This window comes from Pseudomonas monachiensis (assembly GCF_047345015.1).
In the GTDB taxonomy this organism is placed as follows: Bacteria; Pseudomonadota; Gammaproteobacteria; order Pseudomonadales; family Pseudomonadaceae; genus Aquipseudomonas; species Aquipseudomonas monachiensis.
The window spans coordinates 392,061-408,034 of sequence record NZ_CP178857.1; the positions used below are offsets into that span (position 1 = coordinate 392,061).

The 15,974-nt window shown below is 59.0% G+C and carries 10 protein-coding genes and 1 pseudogene; 6 read left to right on the top strand and 5 right to left on the bottom strand.

The window, feature by feature from the left end:
- Positions 1-72 precede the first annotated feature (72 nt).
- Positions 73-4,023, bottom strand: a complete 3,951-nt coding sequence (gene putA, locus ACMDB8_RS01725) for a trifunctional transcriptional regulator/proline dehydrogenase/L-glutamate gamma-semialdehyde dehydrogenase (protein WP_056725582.1) — start codon at positions 4,021-4,023, stop codon at positions 73-75.
- A gap of 460 nt (positions 4,024-4,483) precedes the next feature.
- Here putA and putP point away from each other — a divergent pair, with 460 nt between their 5' ends.
- From putP to ACMDB8_RS01750, 5 genes and pseudogenes are all read left to right on the top strand, one after another.
- Positions 4,484-5,968, top strand: a complete 1,485-nt coding sequence (gene putP, locus ACMDB8_RS01730) for a sodium/proline symporter PutP (protein WP_150726630.1) — start codon at positions 4,484-4,486, stop codon at positions 5,966-5,968.
- 290 nt (positions 5,969-6,258) lie between these two features.
- Positions 6,259-7,662 (top strand): PAAR domain-containing protein, encoded by a 1,404-nt coding sequence (locus ACMDB8_RS01735; protein WP_409078555.1) that lies wholly within the window; start codon positions 6,259-6,261, stop codon positions 7,660-7,662.
- Positions 7,662-8,045 (top strand): hypothetical protein, encoded by a 384-nt coding sequence (locus tag ACMDB8_RS01740; RefSeq protein WP_409078556.1) that lies wholly within the window; start codon positions 7,662-7,664, stop codon positions 8,043-8,045. The genes ACMDB8_RS01735 and ACMDB8_RS01740 overlap by 1 nt, the downstream gene beginning before the upstream one ends.
- A gap of 540 nt (positions 8,046-8,585) precedes the next feature.
- Complete coding sequence (locus ACMDB8_RS01745) at positions 8,586-8,915, top strand: hypothetical protein (protein WP_409078557.1); 330 nt, start codon at positions 8,586-8,588, stop codon at positions 8,913-8,915.
- Between the two features lie 21 nt (positions 8,916-8,936).
- Positions 8,937-9,047 (top strand): annotated as a pseudogene (locus ACMDB8_RS01750) (sodium:solute symporter family transporter); the annotation flags it as partial.
- A gap of 87 nt (positions 9,048-9,134) precedes the next feature.
- Here ACMDB8_RS01750 and ACMDB8_RS01755 read toward each other — a convergent pair.
- A complete protein-coding gene (locus ACMDB8_RS01755; RefSeq protein WP_056725574.1) occupies positions 9,135-9,629 on the bottom strand; it encodes a DUF2165 family protein in 495 nt (164 codons plus the stop codon).
- A 207-nt stretch (positions 9,630-9,836) separates the two neighbouring features.
- Here ACMDB8_RS01755 and ACMDB8_RS01760 point away from each other — a divergent pair, with 207 nt between their 5' ends.
- Positions 9,837-10,673, top strand: coding sequence for a 23S rRNA (adenine(2030)-N(6))-methyltransferase RlmJ (locus ACMDB8_RS01760; protein ID WP_223541749.1), 837 nt, complete (start codon positions 9,837-9,839; stop codon positions 10,671-10,673).
- A 99-nt stretch (positions 10,674-10,772) separates the two neighbouring features.
- On the opposite strand, the gene msrA is transcribed toward ACMDB8_RS01760, so the two are convergent.
- The 3 genes from msrA to ACMDB8_RS01775 all read right to left on the bottom strand — a co-directional run bounded on the left by msrA (position 10,773) and on the right by ACMDB8_RS01775 (position 15,940).
- Positions 10,773-11,423, bottom strand: a complete 651-nt coding sequence (gene msrA / locus ACMDB8_RS01765; protein WP_409078558.1) for a peptide-methionine (S)-S-oxide reductase MsrA — start codon at positions 11,421-11,423, stop codon at positions 10,773-10,775.
- A 199-nt stretch (positions 11,424-11,622) separates the two neighbouring features.
- Positions 11,623-14,316 (bottom strand): putative bifunctional diguanylate cyclase/phosphodiesterase, encoded by a 2,694-nt coding sequence (locus ACMDB8_RS01770; RefSeq protein WP_056725568.1) that lies wholly within the window; start codon positions 14,314-14,316, stop codon positions 11,623-11,625.
- Positions 14,317-14,545: 229 nt separating this feature from the next.
- Complete coding sequence (locus tag ACMDB8_RS01775) at positions 14,546-15,940, bottom strand: alkaline phosphatase D family protein (protein ID WP_409078559.1); 1,395 nt, start codon at positions 15,938-15,940, stop codon at positions 14,546-14,548.
- Positions 15,941-15,974 lie beyond the last annotated feature (34 nt).

A 15,974-nucleotide genomic window follows, 5' to 3' on the forward strand; every position in this document is an offset into this window, starting at 1 on the left:
CGCGAGCAAGCTCGCTCCCACAGGGATTGTTGCTGACCCGGGCACCTGTTGCAGGTGCCCGGATTGTCGGATTTAACCGATCGTCATCAGGCTGGCATTACCCCCCGCCGCAGCCGTGTTGACGCTCAACGCCCGCTCGATCACCAGGCGTTCCAGCGCAATGTTGGTTTCGCCTTGCGACAGGCCCTGCACGCCAACGATGGCACCGGCACGCTTGGCAACCTGCTGGCACACCGCACGCAACTGATCGGAATGGCCGTGATGCACAACCGCATCAATCACCACTTCGTCCTTGTTCCAGTCGGAAACCAGCTTGATGCGCGCCTGAATGTCCTTCGGCAGACGTGCGAACAAGGCCTTGGTCATGTCAGCTTCCGGCCATACCGCCGAACCACCGACTGCCAATACCGCCGCCAGTTGCGTCAGCAGGTCGCCTTCGACTTCCGCCAGGCACAGCACGTGTTCGCGTGGCAGGATCGCGTAGCTGTTGCGCTCGCCGGTCGGGCCGGCCAGAACGCGGGTGATGCCGCTTTGCGATTGCGCGGCGAACTGTACGCACAGGGTGCTCAGATCGGCGAGCTTGTGGCTGTCGGCCCAGGCTTTCAGGGCGTTCAGCGGTTTGCTCATGGCGTCGCGCAGGCGAACGTCCGGTGCTGCGGCAGCATCGCCACGAGCGAAGGATTGTTCGATCGCATCCGCAGGACGGGTCGACAACAGGCGGTACAGATACAGCGGACCACCGGCTTTCGGGCCGGTACCCGACAGGCCTTCGCCGCCGAATGGCTGCACGCCGACCACTGCACCGACGATGTTGCGGTTGACGTAGACGTTACCGGCGTTGACGTTGTCGATCACCTTGGCGATGGTCTCGTCGATGCGGGTGTGCACACCCAGGGTCAGGCCGTAGCCGGAAGCGTTGATCTGGCCGATCAGTTGATCGATGTCCTTGCGCTTATAGCGCACCACGTGCAGCACCGGGCCGAAGATCTCCCGCTGCAACTCGTCGAAGCTTTCCAGTTCGATCAGGGTCGGCATCACGAAGGTGCCGCGTTTGACCTCTTCAGCGTCGGCGATGGCCACCTGGTACACGCTGCGACCTTTGTCGCGCATGGCCTGGATGTGCTTCTCGATGCCAGCCTTGGCTTCGGCGTCGATGACCGGGCCGATGTCCACGGACAGGCGCTCAGGGTTGCCGAGACGGCTTTCGGCCATCGCGCCCTTGAGCATTTCGATGACACGGTCAGCGGAATCTTCCTGCAAGCACAGGACGCGCAGGGCCGAGCATCGCTGACCGGCGCTGTCGAAGGCCGAGGAAACCACGTCGATCACGACTTGTTCGGTCAGCGCCGAGGAGTCGACGATCATTGCGTTCTGGCCGCCGGTTTCGGCGATCAGCGGGATCGGACGGCCCTGGCTGTCCAGGCGGCCGGCAATGTTGCGTTGCAGCAGGCGAGCGACTTCGGTGGAACCGGTGAACATCACGCCTTTGACGCGATCGTCGCCGACCAGGCCGGCACCGACGGTTTCACCGCGACCCGGCAGCAGTTGCAGCACGCCTTCCGGAATGCCGGCTTCGAGCAGCAGGCGCACGGCCTGAGCCGCGACCAGCGGAGTCTGTTCCGCAGGCTTGGCCAATACAGGGTTACCAGCGGCCAGCGCAGCAGCCACTTGGCCACTGAAGATAGCCAGCGGGAAGTTCCACGGGCTGATGCATACGACTGGGCCCAACGGACGGTGAGCGTCATTGGTGAAATCGTTGCGTGCCTGCACCGCGTAATAACGCAGGAAGTCCACGGCTTCGCGCACTTCGGCGATGGCGTTGGCGAAGGTCTTGCCGGCTTCGCGAGCCAGCAGGCCCATCAGCGGCTGGATCTCGGCTTCCATCAGATCGGCGGCACGTTCCAGGATCGCGGCGCGTTCGGCTGGCGGGGTGGCCTGCCAGATCGGCGCAGCGTTGAGAGCGCACTGGATCGCGTTGTCGACGTCTTCGACGGTCGCTTCCTGCACATGGCCGACCACATCGCGCAGATCGGACGGGTTCAAGACCGGTGCCGGCGCTTCGCTGCTGGAGGCGCAACCGAGCATCGGCGCCGCTTTCCAGTGGTTGTGCGCGGTGGCGAGCAGGGCGCAGGACAGGGACGCCAAACGATGTTCGTTGGCCATGTCGATGCCGCTGGAGTTGGCGCGCTCGGAGCCGTACAGGTCACGTGGCAGCGGAATGCGCGGGTGCGGCAGGCCGAAACCACCTTCCACGGTCGCCATCTGCTCGATGCTGGCTACCGGATCGGCCACCAGTTCCTGGATCGAAATCGACTGGTCGGCAATACGGTTGACGAACGAGGTGTTCGCGCCGTTTTCCAGCAGACGACGTACCAGGTACGCCAGCAGGGTTTCGTGGGTGCCGACCGGAGCGTACACGCGGCACGGACGGTTCAGCTTGCCTTCGGAGACTTTGCCTACAACCTGTTCGTACAGCGGTTCACCCATGCCGTGCAGGCACTGGAACTCATACTGGCCCGGGTAATAGTTCTGACCGGCGATGTGATAAATGGCCGACAGGGTATGGGCGTTGTGCGTGGCGAACTGCGGGTAGATGACTTCCGGTACCGACAGCAGCTTGCGGGCGCAAGCGATGTAGGAAACGTCGGTGTACACCTTGCGGGTGTAGACCGGGTAGCCTTCCAGGCCTTCGACCTGGGCGCGCTTGATTTCGCTGTCCCAGTACGCGCCTTTTACCAGGCGGATCATCAGGCGATGACGGCTGCGGCGAGCCAGGTCGATCACGTAGTCGATTACGTACGGGCAACGCTTCTGGTAAGCCTGGATCACGAAGCCGATGCCGTTCCAGCCAGTCAGTTGCGGCTCGAAGCACAGGCGCTCGAGCAGATCCAGCGACAGTTCGAGGCGGTCGGCTTCTTCGGCATCGATGTTCAGGCCGATGTCGTATTGCTTGGCCAGCAGGGTCAGCGACAGCAGGCGCGGGTACAGCTCGTCCATCACGCGCTCGTACTGGGCGCGGCTGTAGCGCGGGTGCAGGGCGGACAGCTTGATCGAAATGCCCGGGCCTTCATAAATCCCGCGACCGTGGGAGGCTTTGCCGATCGAGTGGATGGCTTGTTCGTACGAGGCCAGGTATTTCTGGGCGTCGTGCTCGGTGAGTGCGGCTTCACCCAGCATGTCGTAGGAATAGCGGAAGCCCTTGGCTTCGAACTTGCTGGCGTTGGCCAGGGCTTCGGCGATGGTTTCGCCGGTCACGAACTGTTCGCCCATCAGGCGCATGGCCATGTCGACGCCCTTGCGGATCATCGGCTCGCCGCTCTTGCCGATGATGCGGCTCAGGGACGACGTCAGGCCCGCTTCGTTGTGCGTGGACACAAGCTTGCCGGTCAGCAGCAGGCCCCAGGTGGCGGCGTTGACGAACAGCGACGGGCTGTTGCCCAGGTGCGGGTGCCAGTTACCGGTGCTGATCTTGTCGCGGATCAGGGCGTCGCGGGTGCCTTTGTCCGGGATGCGCAGCAGCGCTTCGGCCAGGCACATCAGCGCCACACCTTCCTGGGACGACAGGGAGAATTCCTGCAACAGGCCCTGAACGATGCCGGCACGGCCGCCGGCGCTCTTCTGGTTGCGCAGTTTTTCAGCAATCGAGGCGGCGAGTTTGTTGGTGGCCTCGGCCATCGGTGCCGGCAGGCGAGCCTGCTCGATCAGCATCGGCACGACTTCCGGCTCAGGGCGACGGTAGGCGGCGGTAATCGAGGCGCGCAGTACCGATTGCGGCAGGATGCTTTCGGCGAATTCGAGGAAGCACTGGTGGGCGTGATCCAGAGGCGCATCGACGCTGTCGTCGGAATCCTTGGTCAAACCGTTCAGCTCGGACAGGGTTGCACCACCCTCGAGTTTTTCCAGGTAATTGAAGATTGCCTGCTTGATCAGCCAGTGCGGCGTGCGATCAATCGAGGTCGCGGCGGCCTTGAGGCGTTCGCGGGTCGGGTCGTCAAGTTTGACCCCAAGGGTGGTGGTAGCCATGTTTTTATCCTCATGTTTGCCACGACTGCGTGGCATCAGCTGGCGGCAAGATTAGCCGTGCGACTGTTGAGGTGCAACCGGGTGCAACCCTTTTTTTGTCGGAATATTACGCAGCTCGTCAGGAAATAAATTCTGGTACCACGGTCCCGCCTCTGCTTGGTGCTTTTTAGGTTGGTCAGCCTCCGTTCTTGCTCCGAAAAGGAGCAAAAAACCGGGTTTGAAATTTATTTCCGACTGGGTGCAACTTATTCTCGAGAAACTGGTTGCACCTTATTTGCTTTGTTGAATAGCATTCGCGCCCAAGGTGCAACCCGGAAAAAACCGGGTGCTCCGGCTGATGGCTTTCCTGGGGAAACATCAGTCATAAATGCGCGGGAATCCGGATCGTCTGTCAAACGTATGCGTTTGCGAGCGGTTCACCAGCCGCCGCTACATAAAAACAAAGCCAGGGCGTAACTTAATGAGCGTAAGCAATCCAACCCTGATCACGTTCGTGATCTACATCGCAGCAATGGTGCTGATCGGCTTGATGGCCTATCGCTCCACCAACAACCTTTCCGACTACATTCTGGGCGGCCGCAGCCTGGGCAGCGTTGTGACCGCACTGTCCGCCGGTGCCTCCGACATGAGCGGCTGGTTGTTGATGGGCTTGCCCGGCGCGATCTACATGTCCGGTCTTTCTGAAAGCTGGATCGCCATCGGCCTGATCGTCGGCGCCTACCTGAACTGGCTGTTCGTCGCCGGCCGTCTGCGTGTGCAGACCGAGCACAACGGTGATGCACTGACCCTGCCGGACTACTTCGCCAGCCGTTTCGAAGACAAAAGCGGCCTGCTGCGGATCATCTCCGCGGTCGTGATCCTGGTGTTCTTCACCATCTATTGTGCTTCCGGCATCGTGGCCGGTGCCCGTCTGTTCGAAAGCACCTTCGGCATGTCCTACGAGACGGCGCTGTGGGCCGGTGCCGCGGCGACGATTGCCTACACCTTTATCGGCGGATTCCTGGCTGTAAGCTGGACCGATACCGTACAAGCCACCCTGATGATCTTCGCGTTGATCCTGACGCCGGTTATCGTGCTGCTGGCCACCGGCGGCGTCGACACCACTTTCCTGGCCATCGAAGCGCAAGATCCAAGCAACTTCGACATGCTCAAGGGCACCACTTTCATCGGCATCATCTCGCTGATGGGCTGGGGTCTGGGCTACTTCGGCCAGCCGCACATCCTGGCGCGTTTCATGGCTGCCGATTCGGTTAAGTCGATCGCCAAGGCCCGTCGCATCTCCATGACCTGGATGATCCTGTGCCTGGGCGGCACCGTGGCTGTCGGCTTCTTCGGTATCGCCTACTTCTCGGCGCACCCGGACATGGCTGGCGCAGTCTCCGAGAACCACGAGCGTGTATTCATCGAACTGGCCAAGATCCTGTTCAACCCATGGATCGCGGGTATCCTGCTGTCGGCCATCCTGGCTGCGGTGATGAGTACCCTGAGCTGCCAGTTGCTGGTGTGCTCGAGCGCCCTGACCGAAGACTTCTACAAGACCTTCCTGCGTAAATCCGCTTCCCAGGTTGAACTGGTGTGGGTCGGCCGTGCCATGGTGCTGTTGGTGGCTCTGGTTGCGATCGCCCTGGCGTCCAACCCGGAAAACCGTGTACTGGGTCTGGTGAGCTACGCTTGGGCCGGTTTCGGTGCCGCATTCGGTCCAGTCGTGCTGATCTCCGTGATCTGGAAAGACATGACCCGCAACGGCGCACTGGCCGGTATCCTGGTCGGCGCGATCACCGTGATCGTCTGGAAACACTTCGAACTGCTGGGCCTGTACGAAATCATCCCTGGTTTCATCTTCGCCAGCCTGGCGATCTACTTCGTCAGCAAAATGGGCACGCCGACTGCCGGCATGTTCCAGCGTTTTGCGGCGGCAGAGAGTGATTATCGTCTGAACAAGTGATGAGTGATGGGTTGAACTCTTCCCGTCCCTGATAAAAGAACGGCTCGCAGCTTTATGTTGCGGGCCGTTTTTTTTTGCACACCTGGTCCAGGGAACTGGCGTTGGTACCCCAATATCCGTGGTCCTTTTCAGTGTTGGTCGTGAGAAATTTCCTGATTTTCTCGGCCATCTTGAGTTTCATCTCTGTCCACGTACTTTGCGTTAAGCCACTCATCCCGAGTCGGCTTACCGATCGTTAACAGTGGTGCGCTGCCCATGACTGGGGCGGCAGTAGAGAGGGAGATCAATCAATGACTGAAGGGCATTTTATCCGCTTGGGTGACAAGACCACGTGCGGAGGCAAGGTAAAGGACGCCGATACACGCGTCATGATGTATGGCCTCGCCCATGCGCGCGAAGGCGATCCGGTCACCTGCGGCGTGGACGGCCAAACCTACAGGATTGAGGGCGGTATTTCCTACATGGTGAGTCATGGACGATTGGTGGCCGGCACGCTGGACAGTTTCAGCGGTTGCCCTTGCAAGGCGACTCTGATCGCATCGGATTTCACAGGCTCGTATGGATCCAGCAGAAGTGCTGCACCGCACGCCGCACGGGCCGTCAGACAACCGTCTGCCCTAGCCACGAGCAACCCGGTAGCATCGCCATCATCACTCGCGACCGCGCGGAGCAATCCGAAACCGATACCGTTCAATACATCGGTCCAGGAGCCTGGTTTTTACGTCGTTCCCAAAAGCACCACCCGGGAACAACTCGAGGCCTCGCTGTTCACCCTGCGCGACCCAGCGGTGATGGGCAAATTCAAGTTGCTCAATCCCAACCTGGGCGACGTCAAGGCCGGCTCGATGATCGTGCTGAGCGATCCCAATAACTTCCAGTGCACCCGCGAAGAAGCCCTGCTCATGGACGTAGCGGCCAAGACCAACCAGGTGCTTGCATCGCTCAGCCCGGAAGAGGCGGATTTCATGGTGCAACACCGTGATGCCATCCAGACCTTTCTGACCTATGGCTCGGGCGCAATAGGTGTCGGCGCGAGTATTCTCAAAAATAATCTGGATAACGTCAGCGAAACCCTGAAAAAAATCGAAGCGTTGCATCAACATTCATTTCTGCGCGATGGCCACCTGAGCTCACCGACGTTTGTGGCAGAACGGCAAAAGCTGCTGGCACAACTCGATAGCCACCTGACCAGCCTGACGCGCAAAGGCATTGGTTTCCCCGACCACCCCAACTTGAATCGGGCGCTGTTCCTCTCGCCTCCCAGTCTGGTTCATCGCTGGACGGAAGCTGGCGGCGTGGGGCAGATGCCGGGTTACGCGACTCATCTTGAGGGGGTGGCCAAAGCATCAAAATACATCAAGTACGGTGGCTGGGTCGGCACGGCTATTGGTGGCGGGGCATCTGCCTTGAAAGTTCAGGATGTGTGTTCGGCGGGAAATACCGAGGCCTGCAAGCGAGTTAAATTTACTGAGGCGGGGAGTTTCGCCGGTGGAATCGCAGGCGGCGCAGTAATAGGTACAGCCTTAACCGCTAAGACAGTTGGTGGGATTTGCCTCGCGGTCGGCGTGACCACGGCAGGAGTCGGAACCTTGGTCTGTGGCGTGGTGGTGGTGACAGCTGGATCGTTAGTAGGCGGCGCAGTGGGTAACGGGCTTGGCGAGTTATTTGGCGACATTGTTTACGAGATGAATTAATGACCCCGGGGAAATTGATTTTCGGCGCTTTCGGTGGCGCAGTCCTGCTGACGATATTCATTTGGATGGGGTTAGCACTTTACTTGTCCTACACCAAGATTGACGTGATGCTAAAACATCTGAAAAACAGTACTGCGGTCATGGCTTTATCTCACTATCGGCGTCTCGGAGCATGGGGCCACTTGCATTTGATTGCGGGAATCGCAGCACTTGTCGCGTTCCCTGATCGCTATATTAAAAATGGCACTCTAAGTGCTGACGACATAAACAGTCTTCCTGCTTCACTCAAGCGCAAACTTGTCATTTGGCGCTGGGGAGTGCTGATTCTTTGTGGATTGCTTTTGTTGCTCGGTGGAGTTGGTGCAGCCACTGACTGGATATAGTTAAAGTCCTCATGAAGATCAGATCGATTTAAATAATCTTCCCTCCACAAAAAATGGGCACCCAACCCGGTTGGCGTGCCCATTCTTCATGCCACTTTCCCGTCAGGCGGGTTGGGAGGATGCCTTACGGATTAACACTATCCTTCAACGGCTTGCCCAGCTTGAGCGCAACAGTCTCAAATCTCTTTGATGGATTGGGGGGTGCTGCGAATTTTCCGGGCAGGGTCCTCGGACGTTTCCTTCAAAACCTAGCGGTTTTCATGAACTGGTACGACGCGAGTTCCGTCGATAGTCTTTGGTGGTCACTGACAATTCAGTGGTGGGGTGTAGGAACCCGTTAAGACCATGAGACACGCTTGGCATCGACACCTGATTTGCGGCCTCTAACGTGCGCCCGTAAGATCTGTTGCGGCGGCTGTGCGCGGGCACGCTTCGGCGTGGTCGAGTTCTCTGGTCTCGATATTCCTACCCCGCGTATGGCTGCCACCCAAGCCTGTAGGAAGGCCGATGGTAGCCCCCACTTCTACCAGAGGTTAAAAAATGAAAACAATTCACCCCGACCCACCCTACGAAAAACCAATCCCCCATCCCGACAACCGCTTCATGGCATTGACCAGCAACTGCACCGATATGCCCACTCTGTTCGTCGACACCCACGTGCCACTCGACATCCTCACCGACGCCGCCAACTACAGAATCCGCACAGTTACCCAAGTGCTTGAGAACCTGTCGATGCGCGGTTCGATCGAGTGCGAGTCCTTCATCCTCAGCGATTTCGCCTTGCTCTGCGCAATTACGTTGCGCGATGGCTGTGATGTGCTGGATGTGGTTGGGCGGCGGTTGCGGGGGCGGCCTACAGCGGCGGCGTAGGTGTCGCCACAAGATCAAAAGATCACGGGCTTCATCTTCGCCAGCCTGGCGATTTACATCGTCAGCAAATTGGGCGCGCTGTCTGCGGGCACGCTGCAGCGATTCGCCGCGGCGGAAAGGACTTCATGCTGAGCAAATGAGGTTTTCAGCGAGGCATTAGCTTCCTGATTGAAGAAGACGGCACGCATCCGATGGATGCGGGCCGTTTTTCATTGGGGATCAGTCAAGATCGGCATCGGGCTGATTCAGAAAGATCAGCACACCCAGTATTGCCATGTAGAACCTGAAGGCTGCGTCCTGACCATTCCAAATGTCGGATTGCCACATCAGAAACCACTCACCTCCAACCACCATGAAGCCGAAAAACCACACGAAAAACCCTGTCGTCAAACCCGCTACGGCCCACTTCCTGGCCAGTCTGAACTCATGCCCACCGGCTGACCGCGAGCGCCAGAGCTGTAGTGCGCCGTAGCCGAGAAGTCCACAGGTAATGGCTTCGCCAAGGATGATCAGCCAGTAAGCTCCATGCCACACCCAAGGCAGATCAATTGCGCGATACCGGGCGGCGTTGTCAGGGAAGGTGGTATCCATGCTCAGCACATGCCGGACGAAGTTGAAGTTGGAACTGTAGTCGGTGATGTTGTTGAATACGGTCATGAAGGCGAATGCGGCGAGCGCCAGGGTCATTGCAATCTTTGCGTAGCGAATGGTCATTTGTGCGTCCTTTGCTTTTTTCGACAAAGAACGCTATCACGCCGGTTTGCAGGTTAGGGAATCTTCCTGTTGTGAGGCGTTTCTGAATTTGTCGATCGATGGTGCGTGCTTGTTGCCGCTATGAATGCTCGAAGTGTCCGCTCAGCCGCCAGCCCCTGACTTGCCGGCCGGTAAAAGGTAAACTCCCCGCCCTTCGCAGGAGCAACCATGAATTATCGTCACGCCTTCCATGCCGGCAATCACGCCGATGTGTTCAAACACCTGACCTTGACCCGCCTCATCGCCCTGATGTCGCGCAAGGAGCAGCCGTTTGCCTATCTCGATACCCACGCCGGCATCGGTCTGTATGACCTTCAGGGTGACCAGGCCAATCGTACCGGTGAGTACCTGGAAGGCATTGCGCGTTTGTGGGATCAGCCGGATCTGCCGATCCTGACCGCTGATTACATGCAGGTGCTGCACGAGATGAACCCGGATGGCCAGTTGCGCTATTACCCGGGCTCGCCGGAGCTGGCGCGACGCCTGACTCGCCCGCAGGACCGTGTGTTGCTCAACGAGAAGCACCCGGAAGACGGCCTGCTGCTCAAGGACAACATGGCCGGTGATCGCCGGGTCAAGGTGCACCTGGGTGAAGGCTGGCATGTGCCGCGGGCCTTGTTGCCGGTGCCGGAGAAGCGTGCGGTGATGTTGATCGATCCGCCGTTCGAGAAGCTCGACGAGATGCAGCGCTGTGCCGCGTCGTTGAAGGAAGCGATTGGCCGGATGCGCCAGACCGTGGCGGCGATCTGGTACCCGGTGAAGGATCAGCGTGCCCTGCGCCGCTTCTATCAGGACCTGGCCGGTACTGGTGCGCCGAAGTTGTTGCGGGTGGAGTTGCTGGTGCATCCGCTGGATACGCCGAACAGCCTGAACGGTTCCGGGCTGGCGATTGCCAATCCGCCTTGGGGGCTGGAGGAAGAGTTGCGTGAACTGCTGCCGTGGTTGTCCCGGAAGCTGGGGCAAACCCAGGGTGGGTGGCAGATGGATTGGTTGATTGCCGAGTAGTAGCTGCATGATCAAAAGATCGCAGCCTGCGGCAGCTCCTACAGGGCTATGCGTACACCCGTAGGAGCTGCCGAAGGCTGCGATCTTTTGTTTTGGCGATCAGATCGGGCAGGTCACGCCGGTACCACCAATGCCGCAATAACCTTCCGGGTTTTTCGCCAGGTACTGCTGGTGATACGTCTCGGCAAAGTAGACGGTCGGGGCCTGGTCGATTTCGGTGCTGATTTCACCGAGACCGGCCTTGGACAGCTCGGCCTGGTAGGTTTCCTTGCTCTTGAGCGCCGCGTCCAGTTGTTCCTGGCTGGTGGCGTAGATCGCCGAACGGTACTGGGTGCCGATGTCATTGCCCTGGCGCATGCCCTGCGTCGGGTTGTGCAGTTCCCAGAACATCGCCAGCAGTGCTTCGTAGCTGACCCTGGCCTTGTCATACACCACCAGCACTACTTCGGTGTGGCCGGTCAGGCCCGAGCAGACTTCTTCGTAGGTCGGGTTCGGGGTGAAACCGCCGGCGTAGCCGACCACGGTGCTGACCACGCCTTCGCGCTGCCAGAAGCGGCGTTCCGCACCCCAGAAGCAGCCGAGGCCGAAGATCGCGAAGTCGACGTCTTCGAAGAACGGGCCGAGCAAGGGGGTGTCTTTAAACACAAAGTGCTTTTCAGGCAGGGTCATCGCGGTTTCGCGACCGGGCAGAGCTTGTTCTTTAGTCGGGAGCACGTTTTTGTTCACCAGAATTTCCGAGCGCAGAACCATGATCAGTCCTCTCAGTCAGGTTGGGTTGTAAATAAACAGGCCGTCAGTGTGCCCAATACCTGCCCGATACGCACTACCTTGTGGGAGCGGGCTTGCTCGCGAAGGCGTTGAGTCAGTCAGTAACCACGGCTCTGACACACCGCATTCGCGAGCAAGCCCGCTCCCACAGGTTTTTTGTCATCCACAGGTTCTGTGTCTGTCAGGCGATTGGGCCACGGGGGTAGCGTTTGAGCTTGTCGACCAGCTCATTGCCCGGGATCGGACGGTCGAACAGGTAGCCCTGGCCGACGTCGCAGCGGTGACGGCGCAGGAACGACAACTGCTCGGCGGTTTCGATGCCTTCAGCCACGACCTTGAGCTTCAGGTTGTGGGCCATGGCGATCACCGCGGAGGTGATTTCCATGTCGTCCTGGTTGTCCGGGATTTCGTGGATGAAGCTTCGATCGATCTTGATGATGTCGATGGGGAATTTTTTCAAGTAGCTGAGCGACGAGTAACCGGTGCCGAAGTCGTCCATGGCCAAGGTCAGGCCCAGGCGCTTGAGCTGGTCGAGTTGCAGGTGGGTGTCTTCGGTGGCTTCCAGCAGCAGGCCTTCGGTCAGCTCCAGCTCCAGCAAATGAGCCGGCAGGGCTTCTTCCTTGAGGATGTTGGCAATGGAGGCCACCAGGTCCGGATCGGAGAACTGCTTGGGCGACAGGTTGATCGCCACTTGCAGGTTGCCCAGGCCGGCGGCGGTCAGCGCTTTGCTCATGCGGCAGGCCTGGCGGGCGATCCATTTGCCGATCGGAATGATCAGCCCGGTTTCTTCGGCGACGCTGATGAACTGGTCCGGGCGGATCATGCCCTTTTCCGGATGGTCCCAGCGCAGCAGCGCTTCCATACCCAGCAGGCGACCGCTGCGCAGGCACAGCTTGGGCTGGTAGAACACGTCGAGTTCGTTCTGGGTCAGGGCGCGGCGCAGGTTGTTTTCGACGAACAGCTTGTAGCTGGCCTCGGCGTTCAGCGCTTCGGTGAACACTTGCACCTGGTGTTTGCCGTTGGCCTTGGCCTTGTGCAGCGCTAGCCCGGCGTTGCGCATCAGGGTTTGCGGGTCGCGCCCGTGCAGCGGCGCGCAGGCCAGGCCCACGGAGCCAGTGACGCTGATCAACTGGTTGTCGACGAACATCGGTTTGTCGAGGGTCGCCAGCAACTGGTTGGCTACTTGCTGGCCTACCGTGAGGTCGCTGTTGTCCAGCAACACGGCGAATTCGTTACTGGCGAATCGCGCCAGGCTGCCGCTCGGGATCAGGCTGTTGCGCAGGCGTCGGGCCAGGCTGATCAGCAGTTTGTCGCCGGTCTGGTGGCCGAGGCTGTCGTTGATCCGCTTGAAGTTGTCGATGTCCACCAGCAACAGGCTGATCGGCGCATCGCTGTCACGGGCGAAGCGTTCATCGAGGTTGCGGATGAACGCCGGGCGGTTGCCTAGGTTGGTCAGGTTGTCGGTGTAGGCCAGGCGCTCGATACGCTGCTGGGCAAGCTTGGTCTGGGTGATGTCTTCGTAGATGCCGATGTAGTGGGTCAGCTCGCGGTTGTCGCCGTAAACCTTGGAGATCGACAACTGGCCCCAGTAGGGTTCGAGGTTTTTCCGGCGGCTCTTGAATTCGCCCTGCCAACTGTTGCTCTTGGCCAGCGCCGAAGGCGCATCGAACAGCAGCTCGCTGAGGTTTTCCAGGGCCGGCAGTTCTGACAGGCGCTGACCGTGCACTTCTTCGGTGGAATATTGGGTGATCGCGGTGAAGCTCGGGTTGACGTATTCCACCACACCATCGCAGTTGACCAGCAAGAAGGCGTTGGCACTTTGTTCGACTGCGCGCTGGAACAGGTGCAGGGCGCTGGTGGCTGTTCGCCGATTGTGGTTGCTGATGACCTGGGCAAACTGGTCCGCCAGTTCTCCGGCGAAGGCAATTTCATCCGACTGCCAGTCGCGGGTCGCCCCGGTCTGCTCCAGGCACAAAACGCCGACCACTTGGCCATCGACGCGGATACTGGCGTCGAGCATTGCGTTGACATCGCGCGGGCGCAGGCTTTCAGCCATTTCCCGGGTACGCGGGTCGCGCATGGCGTTATGGGCGTCGATGGCACGGCCGGTGTGCAGGGCGTCGAGGTAGTCGGGGAAAACGCTGACATCGATCGGTTGCGGCAGCAGGTATTGCTGATTCGTGCGGTGATAGGCCGAGATCGGCACCAGCATCGAGCCTTCGAGGTGCCACAGGCTGGCACTGTCGATTTCGTAGATGTTGCAGGCGCTGCGGGTGATCAGCTCGGCGGCTTCGCGCAAGGAGTTGTTGCTGCTGTAGCGTTGTCGGGTGAGCAGCAGGATCAGGTCCTGCTGGGCACGCACCCGCTCCAGGTGCAGCAGTTGCTCCTGCTGGGCACGCTGATTGAGCTCCAGGGCGATTTGCAGGCGCGAGTTCTGGGTTTCCAGATCCAGGGCCGCTTGCAGCGGGTCATCCTCGAACAGGCCGTCGATGACCAGCAGGTAGCCGCGCAGCAGGTGTCGATTGTGTTGTTTGAAGGCTTCGCCCAGTTCAAGCAGGGTCAGGGAGCCAGAGGTGGTGTGCAGGGTGTAGCGGATCAGGTAATGCGTGCTTTCGCTCAGTTGCTGCTGGATCGCGTCGTGCAGTTGATAGCGCGCTTGCGGTTCCATCAGGCTGGCGTAGGGCGAGCCCACCAGCGCACACAGCTCAACGGCGGGGAGGCCGAACTGGCGTTCGCAATTGGGGTCGAGAAACAGCAGCGCCCAGCTGGGTTCATTAAGCCGTTCGAAACGCAGCATGCCGAGCCGCGAGGGCACAGGCAACTGCGTCACTACCTCGGCCACCATACGGCTGGCGGCATCGGGTTGGCTTTTCATGGAGGGAAACTCGCTTCGAATATGCTGAACGCGCCGGGCTCTCGCCCTCTTTACTGTTGCCTGCGGCAAGGTTGCATCATTGCGACACCGACTGACAAGAGAGATGAAGGCCAAGTGCTATAAGAATATGTCGGCAGGTGCGAAGATTTCTGAAGTTTCCAGTGAAAAGTATTGCTATTGATCAGGTCGCAGCCTTCGGAGTCGTCTCGAAGGCCGTGATTTTTTGCCGTCAACGCAATTCAATGGCTGTCGATTGCAATAGCTCGCCATCGCGATCGTGGTAATTGACCCGGATGCGTTTTGCGTCGATAACCAGATGCGCGAAGTTATCCTGACTGATGACTTTACCGGTCAGTTCCTGCCGATATTCGCCTGCGGCGGTCCGTGCCAGCGGACGGTCGAGGATAAAGCCGGATTGACTGGCATAGGGCAGCAGCCTGGAGTTGCACAGGGGCGACGAGACGATGGTGTGCACTTCGAAGCCCGGGTCTTCGCTGTGGGTCAGTCGGCTGGTCATGGAGGCGTGGACGTCACCGGCAACGAATATGACATTCTTCAGCCGGTACAAACGAATGGTCTCCAGCAACCGCAGCCGTTGCGCGGGAAATCCGGCCCAGGCATCATTTCCGTTTTGCCTGGCATCGGGGAAGAACATCACACTGGTGACCACCAGTTTGACCCGCGCAGGGCTGTGGATCAGCCATTGGCACAAGGCATATTCTTGTTCGTTATCAAGCAGGCGCCGATCATTGGCGGATAGATTGCGCCGGGTGCGACCATCGGTGACAAACCATTCGATATCGCCATCGCTGAACTGATACCAATAGTGCTTCGCCAGTCGGCTGATCCGGCCATCGTCAAATAATTCAAATACCGGGCTGTGGCTGGCTTGATATATCTCATAAGCACTTATGGCGTTGTTATATAAAATATCATCGCCTGATTTTTTCTTGTCTGGCCAGTTATCTTCAATTTCGTGATCGTCGAGGATCATGTAAGTCGAGATATTGGCCATTAATCTGGAAATATGTGGCTGAGAGAACGCCGCACGGTATTTCGCAAGTATTTGCTGATATTCGCGATCAGGCGCGAAAAAATTCAAATCGTCGACATAGATCTGATCGCCAGTCATCAACATCGCGCTGACCGGCGGGTCGGCTTGCTGTGCCAGCTGAGCAATCGAGGCAAATATCCGGTCGCCCCACTCTGGCGCCGACGCAACGCCGGCGGTCATTCTCAGGTAGCGACATGAGCCGACGAAATAGCCACGTGGCGTGGCGAACGAGCCGGAACGCGTACGCAAGTGATAGAGCTCCTTCGGCCATCGCAGCGGTAGTTCCTGCAGTGAATCCGCGGTGTGCCCGGCACTCCTGGTACTGAACCAGCCGGCCTGGTATTCATATTCGGTATCGGGCGCCAGGTTATCGAGAACCAGGACATCGGACATATCTTGCAGACTTGTCAGCTTTGCAAAGATTGTTTCGATCCATTGTTCATGCCCGGATCGGCGATAACGGATGCCGGCAAATACGGGTGCATTCTTTTGTGCTGCGCCACGCACAAATATACGTGCATGATTAGTTGTAGTGTGGCCAATAATTGGCCCAATAGTTGGTTTGAACATGCTTGAGTCCATTCGCTGCCAGTTAATGGATAGT

Coding starts and splice junctions, on each gene's coding strand:
- ACMDB8_RS01770 (WP_056725568.1), bottom strand. CDS start 14,316: ATGAAAAGCCAACCCGATGCCGCCAGCCGTATGGTGGCCGAGGTAGTG.
- ACMDB8_RS01735 (WP_409078555.1), top strand. CDS start 6,259: ATGACTGAAGGGCATTTTATCCGCTTGGGTGACAAGACCACGTGCGGA.
- ACMDB8_RS01760 (WP_223541749.1), top strand. CDS start 9,837: ATGAATTATCGTCACGCCTTCCATGCCGGCAATCACGCCGATGTGTTC.
- ACMDB8_RS01740 (WP_409078556.1), top strand. CDS start 7,662: ATGACCCCGGGGAAATTGATTTTCGGCGCTTTCGGTGGCGCAGTCCTG.
- msrA (WP_409078558.1), bottom strand. CDS start 11,423: ATGGTTCTGCGCTCGGAAATTCTGGTGAACAAAAACGTGCTCCCGACT.
- ACMDB8_RS01745 (WP_409078557.1), top strand. CDS start 8,586: ATGAAAACAATTCACCCCGACCCACCCTACGAAAAACCAATCCCCCAT.
- ACMDB8_RS01775 (WP_409078559.1), bottom strand. CDS start 15,940: ATGTTCAAACCAACTATTGGGCCAATTATTGGCCACACTACAACTAAT.
- ACMDB8_RS01755 (WP_056725574.1), bottom strand. CDS start 9,629: ATGACCATTCGCTACGCAAAGATTGCAATGACCCTGGCGCTCGCCGCA.
- putA (WP_056725582.1), bottom strand. CDS start 4,023: ATGGCTACCACCACCCTTGGGGTCAAACTTGACGACCCGACCCGCGAA.
- putP (WP_150726630.1), top strand. CDS start 4,484: ATGAGCGTAAGCAATCCAACCCTGATCACGTTCGTGATCTACATCGCA.